Here is a 16,196-nt window from a genome sequence, read left to right on the forward strand (position 1 = left end):
AGGGAGATATATCCATGGCCATTCTTCTTCTGGCTGACCACGACGGCAGCCACCTTTCCGACCAGACCGCCAAGACGCTGACGGCGGCCGCCAAGATCGGCGGCGATGTCACCATCCTCGTCACCGGCGCCGGTGCCAGGGCTGCGGCCGATCAGGCCGCCAGGCTGTCGGGAGTTTCCAAGGTGCTCCTTGCCGAGGATGCAAGCCTCGCCCACAATCTCGCCGAGCCGCTGGCCGCGCTGATCGTTTCGCTGGCAGGCAGCTACGACACGATCATCGCCGCTGCCACCTCGACCGGCAAGAACGTCATGCCGCGGGTCGCCGCTCTCCTCGACGTCGCCCAGGTCTCGGAAATAACAGAGGTGGTCTCGGCCGACACTTTCAAGCGGCCGATCTATGCCGGCAACGCCATCCAGACGGTGCAGACGACCGACGCCAGACGCGTCATCACCGTGCGCACCGCTTCCTTTCCCCCGGCCTCCCAAGGCCCGTCTGCTGCCGTTGAGGATATCTCAACGGCAGCTCTTTCTTCCGGGCTGTCGCGCTACGTATCCGACGCCCTTTCCACTTCGGACCATCCGGAACTGACCTCGGCGAAGATCATCATCTCCGGCGGCCGCGCACTCGGTTCTGCGGAGAAGTTCAGGGAAGTCATCCTGCCGGTTGCCGACAAGCTCGGGGCCGCCGTCGGCGCAAGCCGCGCCGCAGTCGATGCCGGTTACGCCCCGAACGACTGGCAGGTCGGCCAGACCGGCAAGGTCGTCGCGCCTGAGCTCTACATCGCCTGCGGCATCTCCGGTGCGATCCAGCATCTCGCCGGCATGAAGGACTCGAAGGTCATCGTCGCCATCAACAAGGACGAGGAGGCCCCGATCTTCCAGGTCGCAGACTACGGTCTCGTCGCCGATCTCTTCGATGTCCTGCCGGAGTTGCAGAAGGTGCTCTGACAAATCGCCGTAATTCGCACAGCGGGCGTCGATGGTCGGCCCCGCTCTCGTTTCCGCTCCATGGAGTCGCACGTGACCAACAACAATCTCGTACTAACGGTGTCTTGCAAGTCGGCCAGAGGGATCGTCGCCGCGATCTCCGGATACCTTGCTGAGAGGGGTTGCAACATCGTCGACAGTTCTCAGTTCGACGATCTTGAGACCGGCCGCTTCTTCATGAGGGTTGGCTTCATCTCGGAAGCGGGCGTTGCTGAGGGTGAGATACGCGAGGGTTTCGCTGAAGTGGCCAAGAGCTTCGCGATGGAATACCAGTTTCACAATGGGGAGAAGCGCACCAAGGTCCTGCTGATGGTGTCCCGCTTCGGGCACTGCCTCAACGACCTGCTGTATCGTTGGCGGATCGGTGCTCTTCCGATCGACATCGTTGGTGTGATCTCGAACCACTTCGACTACCAGAAGGTGGTCGTAAACCATGATATCCCGTTTCATCACATCAAGGTCACGAAGGAAAACAAGCCTCAGGCAGAGGCGCGCATGCTCGAGATTGTTGAGCAGACGGGCACGGAGCTTGTCGTCCTCGCTCGCTACATGCAGATCCTTTCCGACCAGCTTTGCGCGAAGATGTCGGGGCGCATCATCAATATCCACCACTCGTTCCTTCCGAGCTTCAAGGGTGCCAATCCCTATAAGCAGGCCTACGAACGTGGGGTGAAGCTGATTGGCGCGACGGCCCATTACGTCACGGCCGATCTCGATGAAGGACCAATCATCGAGCAGGACACGGTGCGCATCACCCACGCTCAGTCCGCGGATGATTACGTATCGCTCGGCCGCGACGTCGAAAGTCAGGTCCTGGCGCGCGCTATTCACGCCCACATCCACCAACGGACGTTCATCAACGGCAACCGAACCGTAGTCTTCCCGGCAAGCCCTGGCAGCTACGCGTCCGAGCGGATGGGCTGAACATGCTGGCGCAGCTCATAAACGGGAAAGCGGCGGCTGCCACCGTCGTGCAGGCGGTGACGCAAGCCACCAAAAAGCTGAAGAAAGAGGGCGGGGTGAAAACCGGTCTCGCCGTCGTCATCGTAGGTGACGACCCAGCCAGTCATACCTATGTCGCGGCCAAGAGCCGCATCGCAAAGGAGTGCGGTTTCTCCTCTGTCCAGCATACCCTGCCGGAAGAAACGTCCCAACAGCAGTTGATGGACCTCGTGTCTGCATTGAATGAAGACGACGAGATCCATGGGATCTTGGTGCAGCTTCCGCTACCAAAGCATCTCGACAGCGATGCGGTGGTTCAGTCTATCCTACCCGAGAAGGACGTAGACGGTCTCAACGTTGTCAACGCAGGCAAGGTGGCGACTGGCGATCTTGAAACCGGCCTCGTTTCGTGTACGCCGGCGGGAGCGATGGTTTTGGTCGGCCGCATTCATGGGAGCGACCTGTCGGGCTTGAAAGCAGTCGTTATCGGAAGGTCTAATCTCTTCGGCAAACCTATGGCGCAATTGCTGCTGCACGCGAACGCCACAGTGACCATCGCCCACAGCCGTACACGTGATCTCGCAAGCGTATGCCGAGGCGCGGACATCCTGGTAGCGGCTGTTGGTCGAGCTGAAATGGTCAAGGTCGACTGGGTGAAGCCGGGTGCGACCGTCATTGATGTCGGAATAAACCGCGTAGCGGCTCCTGAGCGAGGCGAGGGGAAGAGCCGGCTCGTGGGCGACGTGGATTTCGACGCGGTGATAGCTATTGCCGGAGCGATCACCCCTGTTCCAGGGGGCGTCGGTCCGATGACGATTGCAATGCTAATGGCAAACACTGCCAAGGCAGCCTGGCGCGCCGCCGGAAGGCAATCGCCACTTTTCGATAGGGCATGAAACCGGACTGCAGATGATGAGCCTTCCTCAACGCGAAAGCATGGAATTCGACGTTGTAATCGTCGGCGGCGGGCCTGCGGGGCTGTCGGCTGCGATCCGTCTGAAGCAGGTCAATCCGGAGCTGTCGGTCGTCGTGCTGGAGAAGGGTGCCGAAGTCGGCGCGCATATCCTGTCGGGAGCCGTTGTCGATCCGATCGGTATCGATCGCCTACTGCCCGGCTGGCGCGAAGAGGCCGATCATCCGTTCAAGACCGAGGTGACGGACGACCATTTCCTGGTGCTCGGCCCGGCCGGCTCGGTGCGTCTGCCGAACATGCTGATGCCGCCGCTGATGAGCAACCACGGCAACTATATCGTCTCGCTTGGTAACGTCTGTCGCTGGCTCGCCACCAAGGCGGAGGAACTCGGCGTCGAGATCTATCCGGGCTTTGCCGCGACCGAAGTGCTCTACAACGACGAAGGGGCGGTCATTGGTGTCGCCACCGGCGACATGGGCATCGAGAAGAACGGCGAGCCCGGCCCGAACTACACGCGCGGCATGGCGCTAACAGGCAAATATGTGCTGATCGGCGAAGGTGTGCGCGGCTCGCTCGCCAAGCAGCTGATCGCCAAGTTCGATCTGTCCAGGGATCGCGAGCCGCAGAAATTCGGCATCGGCATCAAGGAACTCTGGCAGGTCAAGCCCGAGCATCACCGCCAAGGTCTGGTGCAGCATTCCTTCGGCTGGCCACTCGGCATGAAGACCGGTGGCGGTTCCTTCCTTTACCACCTCGAAGACAATCTCGTTGCCGTCGGCTTCGTCGTCCACCTGAACTACAAGAATCCCTACCTCCATCCCTTCGAGGAATTCCAGCGCTTCAAGACGCATCCTTCGATCCGCGGAACCTTCGAGGGGGCTAAGCGGCTTTCCTATGGCGCACGCGCGATCACCGAGGGCGGCTGGCAGTCGGTGCCGAAGCTCTCCTTCCCGGGCGGCGCGCTGATCGGCTGTTCGGCCGGCTTCGTCAATGTGCCGCGCATCAAGGGCAGCCACAATGCTGTGCTGTCGGGGATGATGGCGGCGAACCGCATCGCCGCTGCGATTGCCGCCGGTCGCGCCAATGACGAGGTGGTTGAGATCGAGACCGACTGGCGTTCAAGCGACATCGGCAAGGACCTGAAGAGGGTGCGCAACGTCAAGCCGTTGTGGTCGAAGTTCGGCACGGCTGTTGGCGTTGCACTCGGCGGTCTCGACATGTGGACGAACCAGCTGTTCGGTCTGTCGATCTTCGGCACGCTGAAGCACGGCAAGACCGATGCCGCCTCGCTGGAACCGGCCGCCAAGCACAAGCCGATTGCCTATCCGAAACCGGACGGCGTCTTGACCTTCGACCGGCTGTCCTCGGTGTTCCTGTCGAACACCAACCATGAGGAAGACCAGCCGGTACATCTCAAGGTCAAGGACATGAGCCTGCAGAAGCGGTCGGAGCACGATATCTATGCCGGTCCGTCGACGCGCTACTGTCCGGCAGGCGTCTATGAATGGGTAGAGAAGGACGGTCAGGAGACCTTCGTCATCAACGCCCAGAACTGCGTCCACTGCAAGACCTGCGATATCAAGGACCCGAACCAGAACATCAACTGGGTGCCGCCACAGGGCGGCGAGGGGCCGGTCTACCCAAATATGTAGGAGGAGCCCGATGAAATTCCTGAAGCAGCTTTATTTGCTCTTGACCGAGGAGATCGAATCCGATCCGCAAGGTATTGGTCAGCAGACTGTCGCCATGGGTGGACATGGGACCGGATTTTGGCCTCACCGTACAGAACGTGAAAGACAGCTGCCGAAAGAGGCGACTAGCGATAGATTGGACGTTCAAATCCACATGCCGAACCAGTTCGCGCTGTGAAACGGATCAGCCATTTGTTGAGACGTTTCAGGATTTTGGCTAGCAATTCGCTTCGAAACGGATCTACATGGCAACATGAGCAAACTGTATAAGGTATCCGAGCTTTCCGTAGCGACCGGAGTGCCCGCGGCAACGCTTCGTCTGTGGGAGCAACACGGTCTGATCGTTCCGACCCGTACCGCCAGCGGATACCGGATGTATAGTGATGAGGATTTCGCTCGGGTCCATCAGATCGTGCGTCTCAGGTCTGTGCAGGGATTGAACCTTGCTGCTATCAAGTCTGCTCTCAATGAACTCGATGTCGGCCCGCCGACTACGGCCACAGAAGAAGCGTCGGTGCCGCGCCTGGGGTTTGAAATAAGAAGACTTAGGAAGCAGAAAAAACTCACAATCGCCGCTCTCGCGGAACTTGTCGACGTGTCCACTTCTACGATCAGCACGCTTGAGCGCACGTCGCGTGGTGCGGGCGTGCCATTGCTGCGAGCGGTAGCTGAGGCGCTCGGCGTCACGGTGACTGAGCTCACGGCGGGTCCGCCCCAAGCAACCAAGTCCGTGGTGAGGACAGGTGAAGGAAGACAACTTCCGACCTTGGGGAAGGGCATCACCATCAGCGAGTTGGCATCTGGACCCCGAATGATGGACTGCCAGGAGTGGACGCTTTCGCCCGGCGCCGGGAGTGAGGGATTTTACAGACACGAGGGCGAAGAGTTCATTCGGGTTCTCGAGGGAAGCTTTGAAGTAGAAGTCGACGGGCTTGGTGTCGCTACGCTCAACGAAGGTGATTCCATTTACTTCGAGAGCAACAGGGCTCACTCATGGCGGGCGGTGGGCTCAACGCCTTGCCGTCTCCTTTGGGTGAACACTCCTCCTACGTTCTAAGACGGCCACGCGTCTGTCCGATGCAGGCGCCGAGGTTCGCAGTCGAGACTTCGCGCGCATCGTTGCTCGTGCGCTTTCCAGAATCAACCTCAGTCATCGTTATTGGAGTCGGCGCCGCCACTTCGCATCGTGACCGCTGCGTCTCTCAGCCGTGGTCTCGCACGCGAAATACTTTGGATAAATCGATTGATTATATAAACCCGGCATAATTTCTGTAGAGTTCTGGCGTCGGTGTGATATTGTGCCTGACAACAAAATGCACAGGTCACTCGAACTCGAAGGAAACTGCAATGGACATGCCCACACAGGCAGAGGTCGTCATCATCGGCGGTGGTATCGCAGGATGCTCGATCGCCTACCACCTGACAAAGCTCGGGATCACTGACGTCGTGCTCTGCGAACGGCAGCAGTTGACCAGTGGTACAACGTGGCACGCGGCCGGTCTGGTGACGCAGTTGCGTGCGACGAGACGTATGACCGAGCTCGCACAATACACCGGGGAGTTATTTGGTCGGCTTGAAGAGGAAACTGGTCAGGCGACTGGATTCAAGCAGAACGGCTCGCTACGCCTTGCAAAGACCCAGGCACGTTATGAGGAGCTTGCACGTGGGGCTTCTATGGGCAGGAACTTTGGTCTTCCTGTCGAGGCGCTGACCGTCGATCAGATCAAAGAACGTTGGTCACCGATCAGCACGGAGGGCCTGGTAGGTGGCTTCTGGTTCCCGAAGGATGGCCAGGTCAACCCAGCCGACGTGACGATGGCCTACGTCAAGGGCGCTCGGATGGGCGGCGCCAAGATCAAAGAAGGCGTGAAGGTAACGCAAATCCTGACCGAGGGCGGCAAGACCGTCGGTGTCATGACCGACAAGGGGCGGATCTCGGCAAAGAAGGTCGTCATCGCCGGTGGCATGTGGTCTCGGGATCTCGCCGCTGACATCGGCGTGACTATCCCCCTGCACGCCGCGGAGCACTTCTACGTCGTGACGGAGGCTATCCCCGGCCTTCCGCGAGACTTGCCCGTCATGTTTACGGCAGACGAATGGAGCTACTACAAGGAAGATGCTGGCAAACTCCTAGTCGGTTTTTTCGAGCCGGGCGCCAAGCCTTGGGGTCAGAAGGGCATTTCTGAAAGCTTCTGCTTTGATACGATCCCCGAGGACCTTGATCACATCAGCCCGTATCTTGAGATGGCTATGGAGCGCGTTCCCGTTCTCCAGGAGACTGGGATCCAGCTCTTCTTCAACGGTCCTGAGAGCTTCACTCCGGACAATCGATACCACCTTGGTGAAACGCCTGAGGTCGACGGGCTATTCGCTGCGACAGGCTTCAACTCCGTCGGTATTCTTTCTTCGGGTGGCGTCGGCAAGGCCATGGCGTCATGGATCGCCGAAGGAAGGCCTCCGGTGGAGCTTCTCGACGTCGACGTACGCCGCACGCAGGCGTTCCAGCGTAACAAGAAGTACCTTGCAGACCGCTCGGTCGAGACGATCGGTTCTCTCTATGACATGCATTGGCCGGGCAAGCAGTTTGAGACTGCTCGCGGCGTCCGTCGTTCGCCGTTCCACGATCGCCTAGTAAAATCCGGCGCATTCATGACGGAGCTTGCAGGCTGGGAGCGCCCTGGCTTTTATGGAACCGCCGCGGAGGTCGAGAATATCGAATACTCCTATTCCAAGCCGAGCTGGTTCGACAACGTTGCGGCAGAATGCGCGAACACCGCCGAGAACGTCTCGCTGTTCGACCATAGCTGCTTCATCAAGTACATGATCGAAGGCCCCGACGCCCTGAAGGCACTAAACTGGATCAGCGCCGCCGAATGCGACGTTGCAGTTGGTAAGGTAGTGTACACTCAATGGCTCAACGACACCGGCGGCATCGAAGCTGACGTCACCATCACCCGCCTTGCTGAGCAGTCCTACTTGGTTGTGACCGTAGCAGTTTCCCAGCGTCGCGATATGGCTTGGTTCAAGCGGCGTGTTCCCAAGGGTTCGAAGGTCTATATAACCGATATTACCTCCGGCCTGGCGATGCTGGCGCTATGGGGGCCGAAGTCTCGCGAACTTCTGTCGCGCGTTTCACCGGACGACTTTTCCAATGGAGGCTTTCCGTTCGGCACCAGCCGCGAAATTGACCTCGGTTATGCGCGCGTCCGAGCAAGCCGCCTCACGTTCGTCGGCGAGCTTGGCTTCGAACTATATATTCCAAGCGAAGTCGCCGCACATGTCTACGATGTTCTGACGGAAGCGGGGCAGGGCCTCGGACTTAAGAACGCTGGGTTCTTCGCCCTGAACTCCATGCGCATGGAGAAGGGATATCGCCACTGGGGTCATGACATCGGCGAAGAAGACACTCCGCTCGAAGGCGGCGTCGGGTTCACCGTCGCGCTCGACAAGTCAGGCGGCTTTATCGGGCGCGACGTGCTAGTAGGCCAGAAGTCTGAGGGGACACTGAAGAGGCGGCTCGTACAGGTCAAGGTAGCCGCAGGCGACGAAGTCCCCCCGATGTTGTTCCACTACGAGCCGCTGCTGCGAGACGACGCCATCGTGGGATCTATCATGTCCGGCGCCTACGGCCACCGTGTAAAAGCATCACTCGGTCTCGGTTATGTGTCGAGCGAGGAGGGCGTCACCAAGGAGTGGCTCGCCGCAGGCAAGTGGGAAGTCGAAGTGGCGATGAAGCGCTACCCCGTCGAGATCCAGCTCGGCGCCTGGTACGATCCGCGCGGTGAGAAGATTAAATCCTGAGCACGCAAAACCGGGAGGCAGCATGTCGCCTCCCGGTCGTTTTCTTAGCGAAGCTATGCTTGTAATCAGCACGCGGCGCCGGCAGGGACCGCATACCCATATTGCAATGATTATAGGGAGGAGAGGATGACCCGAATCCTTGTAATGGGCGCGAACGGTAAAACGGGGCGCTGCGTTGTGGAAGCATTGTCAACGCGGGAGGAGGCCATAGTTCGATGCGCATCGCGGTTTGAGACGTCAGCTTCTCACGCCACGTTCGACTGGGAGTTGCGGCAAACGTGGCGGCCGGCTCTCGAGGGGATTGAGGCACTATACCTGGTGAAGCCAGCCTCGACCGAAACCAACCCTGACGTAAGGGATCAGATGGCGGCGCTGCTCGACTGCGCACCCGAGCTGAGACGCGTTGTTCTCCTCTCTGAGATCGACGCCGGGACTAGGGCAGAAGACCTTGACGAGCGGCGAGTTGAGAGGCTGATCGAAAACAGCTCGCTAGAATGGACGATCCTGCGACCTCATTGGTTCATGCAGAATTTCGCTGACCCCAGCTTCTACCTCTCCCAGCTCAAGACCGAGGGGCGCGTGTCGGTTCCGACCGGTGGGCACGCCACAAGCTTTGTGGACACGCGTGACGTTGGAGACGTGGCCGCGGCGGCTTTGCTCGATCGATCTCATGCTGGAAAGCACTACACGCTAACGGGGCCGGCTTCTCACACTTGGGCAGATGCGATGTCGATGATCTCCTTTGTTTCGGGGCGCCAGTTTTCGTACGAAGATGCTCCGCTGGAGCCTTATCTTGCCGAACGAGCCAGCCCCTATGCCCTGCGGAAGTTCGCGGACCACAACAGGGCGGTCTACGAATTCCTCTGCAGCTCGGCATCCTCCGCGATATCAGAAGACGTTCAACAAGCCCTAGGCAGACCCGCGCGTACCTTTGAGACTTTTGTCAGAGAGACAGGCCCACTCTGGCGGTAGCGCTGATCGACAGGTTACCTCTTGAGCGTTTGGGCACCTCTGTCGAGTAGCCCTAGGAGGTACTGGTAGCGCGGAGCGTTCTCGCGCGCTTCGGCAATGAGTGGTTCAAACTGCACTAGTCTCACGGCCGGGACGACCTCGTCCTGGAGCAGGTTTGTCACGAACGCCTTCGCCATGCCGCTAATGGCTCCATGGTGTAAAGCAGCGGCGTAGACTTCGGCGAAGTTGAGCAACTGCCGGCACAATTGCTCATCGCTTTTGTCCGGCGTGCTGTAGATCTCCTTGATCAGCGCGTTCATCTGGTCCCGCAGGTTCAGTACGGCCTGGAACTCCGCGAGTTTCACGCTGTGTCGGTACTGCGCAAGGCCGTATCTAGCTGCGAGTATGGCAGTTAGGACCATCGCGATGTTTGCCAAAGCCGATGCGTAATCCAACCAGTCTTTGTTCGGCACGGTTATTGCACCGAGGATGGTCGAAAGCAGTTCGCTGGGCATCTATTCCCGCGTTCCTGTGTCTCCAGCCCCACCGGAGCCGTCTTTCTTGTTGCCATTGTCAGACGTTCCCGTGTCACCTGATGCAGGAACCGACTTCCCGCCGAGCGCCTTCTCGAGGCCGTGGTGCATGGTATCGCTCTCTTGCTTCTTCGCTCCGCCTGTCGGCTCATGAGAACTGGCGATTGGGGTGAGATCTTGATCTGCGGTCATATCGTCCTCCCTCTAAGCAACCCCACGATACTCGGGCTTGGCTTTTGTTTCCAGAGGAAGGAATCTGCAGGTGCGGCAAAAACCGGACCGTTGCCGGGCCTAATGAAGCCTTTACGGAACGGCGACTTATGCCGCCGTTCCGCTCGTCACTAGAGGGCCGATCCGCCATTTACGCCTAGCACCTGCCCGGTGACGTAGCTGGCGTCGTCGGACAGGAGGAACGCGATCACAGAAGCGATCTCAGCCGGCGCTGCTTCACGGCGAAGTGGAATGTTGTCGAGCCAGCCCTTTCGAATTTCTTCCGGAACCGCTTCGACCATCGGGGTCGATGTTGTGCCCGGCGCGACGGCGTTCACCCGTATGGCGTTTCTCGCCTGTTCGAACGCGACCGTACGTGTGAGGCCCACCAGTCCCGCTTTGGCTGAAGCATAGTTTGACTGCCCAAAGGCTCCCCACCGGGATTCGGATGAAAGATTGACGATCGCGCCACCGCGTCCGACCATCAACGGAACGATTGCTTGGCAGCCGAGCCACGCTCCCTTCAGGTTCACGTCTAGAACGGTGTCCCAGTCGTCGTCGCCCATCTTCAGAAGAGACTTATCCCGCGTCACGCCGGCATTGTTTACCAGCCCGTCGGCGCCGCCAAAGGCCGCCTTGATCTTTTCCGCGGCGTCGTGCCAGCTCTGGCGGTCGACGACGTCGAGTTCAATTGCAATCGAGCGGCCGGAACCGCCGTTGACTTCATCGGCGGTCGCTTGGGCACCTTGAAGGTTGCGGTCGGCGACGACCACCGTGGCACCTTCTTCGGCAAGGCGCACGACGGTCGCCTTGCCAATGCCCTGGGCTCCGCCGGTGACGACGATGACCTTGCCTTCTATCCCACGCATCACGCATCTCCCCCAATCAGATATTTGTTGTAGCCGTCCTGCACGATCTCGCCCCTCTGGTTGGTAATGATCACTTCCACCTCCACCACACCCCTTGACGGATCCTTCGAACTTGGCCGCTTTGACTTGACGGTGTAGCGCTGGGTGATCCGGTCGCCTGGGAACACCGGAAGGAGCATCTTCCGCTGCGTTTCGAGGAAGCCGAGAATCTTCCACGCAGACAATTCGAGGCAGTTGAGCCCTTCACCGATCGAATGGATCAGCAGACCGTGCGCGATACGCGAAGGAAACTTCGTGTTCTCGCGAACCCATTCCTCGTCCATGTGCAGGGGATTGAAGTCGCCGCTCAGCCCGGCGAAATTGACGATGTCAGCCTCGGTGATCGTTCGACCCGCGGAAACGTAAACCGCACCTTCAGAGATATCATTGAACACAGTTTCCATGTCAGGCCTCGACGAAGCACGGCATTTTCACACCAGGGTGAATTTCGCGGAACACCACTCTCAGCGGCATGTCGCATCGGAGGTTTTCCAAGGGCGCGTCGATCACCCAGCTCGTGATACGGACGCCTTCTTCAAGATCGACCAGCGCGATCACGAACGGCGTCATCGATGCGAACTCCTTGTGAATGGATCGGTTTACGACGGTGAAGGAGTAGAGAGTCCCTCGACCAGATGCCTCGACCCACTCTGGTTCGCGCTCTGGATGACCTACAACGCGAGCGCGGGGGTACATCTGTAGCGTTCCTGTCGCAGGATCCTTCTGGATGAGAAGGGTGTCGCGCTGCGCCGCGTAGAACCATTGCTCGGATAGGGCATTGTGGACGGGATGGACTGGCGTCATGTCGATCATTACTTGCCTCCAAGAATGAGTGTGGCGGTGGCCGAGAGCCATCCCCCGGTACCGTTGACGAGGCACAGTTCGGGCGAGGGGAGTTGCAGGCCAGGGCTTTCGCCCCGGAGCTGGCGAACAGCTTCGATGATCGCGAACATACCTCTGCGGCCGGCATGGTTTGATGAGAGGCCCCCACCGTCAGTATTGATCGGAAGCCGCCCATCAGGCCTGATGCCTCCGCCGGCGATGAATGCGCCAACCTCGCCTCTAGGAACGAAGCCGAGTGCTTCCAGCGAAAGGGCGACTGTGATCGTGAAGGAATCGTAGATCTGGGCCACCTTGATATCCCTTGGTGCCAGACCGGCAGTCTCGAACGCCCTGCGGCCGGAATGTGCAGCAACTGTGGTCGTCAAATCCTTCATCTGGTTCATCTGGCCGTGACTGATAGCCTCGCCGAAGCCGAGAATCGACGGGCCGCCTCGACGGGTGTCGCGCGCTCTCTCCTTGGACGTCACCACGATTGCTCCGCCGGAGTCGCTGACTACGCAGCAATCGAGCTTCCGGAGCGGTGTCGAGATCATAGGAGAGGCCAGAACGTCTTCGACGGTGATCAGCTCGCGATACATGGCGTCTGGATTGAGGTTCGCATAGCGCCGCGCCTGAACGGCGATCTCCGCCAACTCTTCGGGCTTCAGTCCGTACTCGTGCATGTACCGGGTTGCGGCCAATGCGTACGCAGAGATCGTTGAGACGCCGTAGGGAACTTCAAATTCTCCAGGTCCGGTCTGGCCGGTGTTGAAGTCGCTCGCATTCAGCGGCCACGAGCGGCCAGATGACGCGTAGCTGACAACAACTGTGTCGCAGAGGCCTGCCTGAATTGCCGCGACCGCGTTGCCGACGTGACTAAGAGGTGCGGCACCGCCAATATCGGTGCTGCAGACCCACAAGGGGTCAATCCCAACGTACTCCGCGATTTCGACTGCATTCAACTGCCAGCCGGCTTCCGAGGGGAATGAAGCAGCGGTGGCGAAACCGTCCACGTCCGAGAGAGACATTCCGGCGTCGGCGAGGGCTTCCGCGATTACTTCGGCATGGATCTGATAGGGGTGGACGCCAGGCGCCTTTCGGCGAGGTGACTCGTGCGCGCCCACGATACACGCGGAGCCGCTTGGGAAACGTTCGGTTGCCATGGGTTAGCTTCTCGCTTTCGTGACAATTCTGCTGGATGTGAATGATTTGACCGCGATGATGATCGAGCCGATCAGCACAGGCGTGATCACAATGGTGGCCACGGCCGAGACCGCCGGCGTTATCCCGCTCTTCAGGAAAGAGTAGATCGTGACCGGAAGGGTCTTATCGAGACCGGTCTGGAACATGGCCAGCACGGCTTCGTCCCAGGAGGTTACGAAGGAGATTAGGAACGCCCCGACAAGGGCCGGCATGATGATGGGCACGACGACGTTCCAGAAGGCGCGTCCGTTGCTGGCTCCCATCGTCCAGGCAGCCTGTTCGATCGAGACGTCAACGGCGGCGAGGGCGTTCGCAAGGACTAGGAAGACCAAAGGCAGGCACAGCACGGAATGCGCAATGACCAGGCCGATGTCCGAGCCGATGAGGCCCAGTCTTCCCTGGACGTCATAGATACCGATGCCGAGCAGGATGACCGGGACGATCAGCGGCATGATCGCACCAACCTGAATGGCCGACTTCAGCATCAGCGACTTCGACCGGGTGCCGACGCGGGCCAGGGCAAGGCCACACAGCGTCGCGCATATCGCCGTCATCACGCCGACACGGACGCTCTTGATGAAGGCATCGATCCAGATCGAGGACGTAAGCGCTTCCACGAACCACTTCGTGCTGAATCCCACCGGCGGAAACTGGATCTGCGTCGTCTCGGTCACGGACGTTGGGATCACGACGAGCAGCGGAAGGATCAACAGGATCAAGTCGAAGACCAGAAAGGCTACGCATAGAGCAGCGACTGGAGTGGGGCGCAGTGGATCGCGAGCGGCGGCGCCGCGCGAGCCTTGTTGGACCGGCGACAGCATGCCCTTGCCGCCGATTTTCAGAGCCAGCATGTATCCGACCACCGACACGGCAAGCAGCAGAATGCCCATCGCCGCCGCCTTGCCCCACTGATAGTTCTGAACCTGCTGTTGAATGAAGATCGGGATCGTGAGGTTGTGAGCCCCGCCGAGGATCGCGGGGGTCAGGAAGAAGCCCAATCCGAGGACGAACACCAACACGCTGCCGCCCAAGAGCGCGGGTCGGACCTGCGGAAAATAGATATCCAGAAATACCCTTCGTTCCGACGCGCCCATCGTCCGAGCGGCCGTGAGCAGGGAGTTGTCGATTGACATCATTGCCGACACGAGGATCAGGATCAGATAGGGCAGCAGGTAAGCGACCATCCCGACTATGACCGCGAAAGTGTTGTAAAGAAGTGGGAAGGGTCCCGCTCCGAGTTCTCCTGCCAGGGAATTGATGATGCCCTGTTGGCCAAGGATGGTCGTAAAGGCGAACAGGCGAACGATGATCGAAACCCAGAACGGCATCAGGACCAGCACCATCATCAATGAGGACGTTTTCCTGGACAGCCTCGAAATCACATAGGCGGCCGGAAAGGCGAGGATGACGGTTACGATCATCGATACGAACGCCAGCATGACGCTCTGCAGAGCGACCTGGCGAAGCAGATCGTCTTGAATGATCGCGCTGTAGTGCCCGAAGTAGAGCGGGTCGGTGAAATTGGATCGACCTTTCTCGTGCAGGCTACGCATGACGATTGTCACAAGTGGCCATCCGAGCGAGATCACGAGAATGAGCAGAGCTGGGAGTAGTAGGAGAATTCCCGTCGAGAAACGTCCCAACAGTCGCTTTCTTCCTGCAGGCGAGGCGACTGGCACATAGGTCATGACGTCCGCCCTTCCAACGGCATGCGGTAGTAGAGCGCGAGGAGGCGTGCCAGATATTTACGCGTATCGCGTGGATCGATCATCTCCTCAGCGCCGAACTTCTCGACAGCCCGCCAGATCGAAGTCTGCTCCTCGAAGCGCTTCGTCAGCTTTTCCTTAAGTGCTGCGCGCTCGTCGGCCGGGGCCGCGTCGAGTTCTGCACGGAAGGCTGCTTCAACACCGCCCTCGATGGGCATGTCGCCCCAAGCCGCGCTCGGCCAGATCAAGCGTAGGCTGAGCGGGTTACGGCTCCCGGTCGCGACGCCACCGAGCCCGAAGGAGCGTCGGATCTGGACCGTGATCACTGGTACCTTCGCCTGCTGGATTGCACGCAACGCCATTGCGCCGAATGTCAGCACGCCAGCTTCTTCCGCCTTCGGACCGACTAAGAATCCGGGTACGTCGACCAAGTAAGCAATCGGGATGTGGAAACGGTCGCAGAGCTCGACAAACTTGGCTTGCTTCAGCGAGGACTGGACGTCGAGAGAGCCGGCGACGAACCGCGCGTCGGAAGCTAGAATGCCCACCGTGCGGCCCTCGATACGCGCGAGGCCGGTGCGCAAGGATCGGCCGTAGTCTGGGGCTATTTCGAAAAAGCTCTCCTCGTCTACCACGCAACGTATCAGCTTGTGCACGTCATATGCCCGCCGGAGGCTGGGCGAAACGATGGAAAAGAGCTCGTTTTGGTCTCCGGCCGCCCAGTTCTCGACGACCTTCGGTCTGTGTCCAATGTTGTCCGGCAGGAAGTCGAGAACCTGCCGGATTTGAGCAAGAGCTGCGTCTTCGTTTTCGGCGGCATTGTCTATCAGACCGGATGCGCGGGTGTGGATGGCGACGCCGCCGAGCGCGAACTTGTCGATCTCCAGACCGAGAGCCTGTTTGACCACAGGGGGGCCGCCGGCGAAAAGGCAGCCGTTGTCGGAGGTCATCACGGAAAAATGCGAGATGTGCGCGCGAGCCGCGGAGCTACCCGCTGTCGGACCGAGAACTGCGGCGAGCACGGGAACGTGCTGGAGCAGATCGAACATGGGGAAGGTCGGGTTCGCGGACTGGAGCTCTGGGTAGCCGATCGCATCCTGTAGCAGGATCGATCCGCCGACGCCGTTAATCAGCATCACGAGCGGGATCTTGTAGCCCAGAGCAAACTCCTCGATGAAGCCGCCCCATCCGCCCTTGTAGCGCGCCAGATGAACGCCGGTCCCGCCACCCTCGACGCTGTAATCCTCCGCACCGATCGCAACCGGGCGTCCGTCGATTTCGCAAAGGCCGCAAACGAAGGTGGGGGCAAGCGGTGAACCGTCTTCCGTCGGCGTGGTTACGAACGTGCCGATCTCGAGGAAGGTGTCCGGATCTGCAAGCTTTGCAATCCGTTCACGAGCTGTCGAGCGGCCATAACGATGTTCGCGCGCGATACGATCCGGGCCGCTCGATGCGAGTGCGATCTCGCGCCTGCGTTCCAGTTCCTCCAACAAGGCGTGCCATTCGGGGCTAAGATTCTGGGTCATCGGA

Annotated in this window: 16 protein-coding genes; 8 read left to right on the forward strand and 8 right to left on the reverse strand. The window is 59.7% G+C overall.

Annotated features, from left to right (window positions below):
- Positions 1–14: 14 nt before the first annotated feature.
- The 8 genes from NBG89_RS33645 (at position 15) to NBG89_RS33680 (ending at position 9,305) form a co-directional block, all read left to right on the forward strand.
- Positions 15–947, forward strand: a complete 933-nt coding sequence (locus NBG89_RS33645) for an electron transfer flavoprotein subunit alpha/FixB family protein (protein ID WP_431324923.1) — start codon at positions 15–17, stop codon at positions 945–947.
- 60 nt (positions 948–1,007) lie between these two features.
- On the forward strand, positions 1,008–1,910 hold the full coding sequence (purU, locus tag NBG89_RS33650; protein ID WP_431324924.1) for a formyltetrahydrofolate deformylase: 903 nt from the start codon (positions 1,008–1,010) through the stop codon (positions 1,908–1,910).
- 2 nt (positions 1,911–1,912) lie between these two features.
- Positions 1,913–2,824 (forward strand): bifunctional methylenetetrahydrofolate dehydrogenase/methenyltetrahydrofolate cyclohydrolase FolD, encoded by a 912-nt coding sequence (folD, locus tag NBG89_RS33655; RefSeq protein WP_431324925.1) that lies wholly within the window; start codon positions 1,913–1,915, stop codon positions 2,822–2,824.
- A gap of 16 nt (positions 2,825–2,840) precedes the next feature.
- Complete coding sequence (locus NBG89_RS33660; RefSeq protein ID WP_431324970.1) at positions 2,841–4,493, forward strand: 4Fe-4S dicluster domain-containing protein; 1,653 nt, start codon at positions 2,841–2,843, stop codon at positions 4,491–4,493.
- Positions 4,494–4,503: 10 nt separating this feature from the next.
- Positions 4,504–4,710 carry a hypothetical protein gene (locus NBG89_RS33665; protein WP_431324926.1) on the forward strand — a complete coding sequence of 69 codons (207 nt, stop codon included), beginning with the start codon at positions 4,504–4,506 and terminating at the stop codon, positions 4,708–4,710.
- Positions 4,711–4,785: 75 nt separating this feature from the next.
- Positions 4,786–5,589 carry a MerR family transcriptional regulator gene (locus NBG89_RS33670; protein ID WP_431324927.1) on the forward strand — a complete coding sequence of 268 codons (804 nt, stop codon included), beginning with the start codon at positions 4,786–4,788 and terminating at the stop codon, positions 5,587–5,589.
- 290 nt (positions 5,590–5,879) lie between these two features.
- Complete coding sequence (locus NBG89_RS33675; RefSeq protein WP_431324928.1) at positions 5,880–8,333, forward strand: GcvT family protein; 2,454 nt, start codon at positions 5,880–5,882, stop codon at positions 8,331–8,333.
- A 126-nt stretch (positions 8,334–8,459) separates the two neighbouring features.
- The gene (locus tag NBG89_RS33680) at positions 8,460–9,305 is read left to right on the forward strand and encodes an NAD(P)H-binding protein (protein WP_431324929.1); all 846 of its coding nucleotides are present in this window, start codon (positions 8,460–8,462) and stop codon (positions 9,303–9,305) included.
- Positions 9,306–9,319: 14 nt separating this feature from the next.
- Here NBG89_RS33680 and NBG89_RS33685 read toward each other — a convergent pair whose 3' ends face one another.
- The 8 genes from NBG89_RS33685 to NBG89_RS33720 all read right to left on the reverse strand — a co-directional run bounded on the left by NBG89_RS33685 (position 9,320) and on the right by NBG89_RS33720 (position 16,192).
- Positions 9,320–9,799 (reverse strand): hypothetical protein, encoded by a 480-nt coding sequence (locus tag NBG89_RS33685; RefSeq protein ID WP_431324930.1) that lies wholly within the window; start codon positions 9,797–9,799, stop codon positions 9,320–9,322.
- Positions 9,800–10,009: a hypothetical protein gene (locus tag NBG89_RS33690; RefSeq protein WP_431324931.1), complete on the reverse strand. Its 210-nt coding sequence runs from the start codon at positions 10,007–10,009 to the stop codon at positions 9,800–9,802.
- A 149-nt stretch (positions 10,010–10,158) separates the two neighbouring features.
- Positions 10,159–10,896 (reverse strand): SDR family oxidoreductase, encoded by a 738-nt coding sequence (locus NBG89_RS33695; protein WP_431324932.1) that lies wholly within the window; start codon positions 10,894–10,896, stop codon positions 10,159–10,161.
- Positions 10,896–11,339, reverse strand: a complete 444-nt coding sequence (locus NBG89_RS33700) for a MaoC family dehydratase (RefSeq protein ID WP_431324933.1) — start codon at positions 11,337–11,339, stop codon at positions 10,896–10,898. Before NBG89_RS33700 ends, NBG89_RS33695 begins: the two co-directional genes overlap by 1 nt.
- Position 11,340: 1 nt before the next feature.
- Complete coding sequence (locus NBG89_RS33705; protein ID WP_431324934.1) at positions 11,341–11,748, reverse strand: Zn-ribbon domain-containing OB-fold protein; 408 nt, start codon at positions 11,746–11,748, stop codon at positions 11,341–11,343.
- Entirely contained in the window at positions 11,748–12,920 is a 1,173-nt protein-coding gene (locus NBG89_RS33710) for a thiolase C-terminal domain-containing protein (RefSeq protein WP_431324935.1), read from the reverse strand. The genes NBG89_RS33705 and NBG89_RS33710 overlap by 1 nt, the downstream gene beginning before the upstream one ends.
- Before the next feature lie 3 nt (positions 12,921–12,923).
- The gene (locus NBG89_RS33715; RefSeq protein ID WP_431324936.1) at positions 12,924–14,648 is read right to left on the reverse strand and encodes an ABC transporter permease; all 1,725 of its coding nucleotides are present in this window, start codon (positions 14,646–14,648) and stop codon (positions 12,924–12,926) included.
- Complete coding sequence (locus tag NBG89_RS33720) at positions 14,645–16,192, reverse strand: acyl-CoA carboxylase subunit beta (RefSeq protein WP_431324937.1); 1,548 nt, start codon at positions 16,190–16,192, stop codon at positions 14,645–14,647. Before NBG89_RS33720 ends, NBG89_RS33715 begins: the two co-directional genes overlap by 4 nt.
- Between the last annotated feature and the right edge of the window lie 4 nt (positions 16,193–16,196).

It is taken from the genome of Rhizobium sp. YTU87027 (genome assembly GCF_050644135.1).
Lineage (GTDB): Bacteria > Pseudomonadota > Alphaproteobacteria > Rhizobiales > Rhizobiaceae > Rhizobium.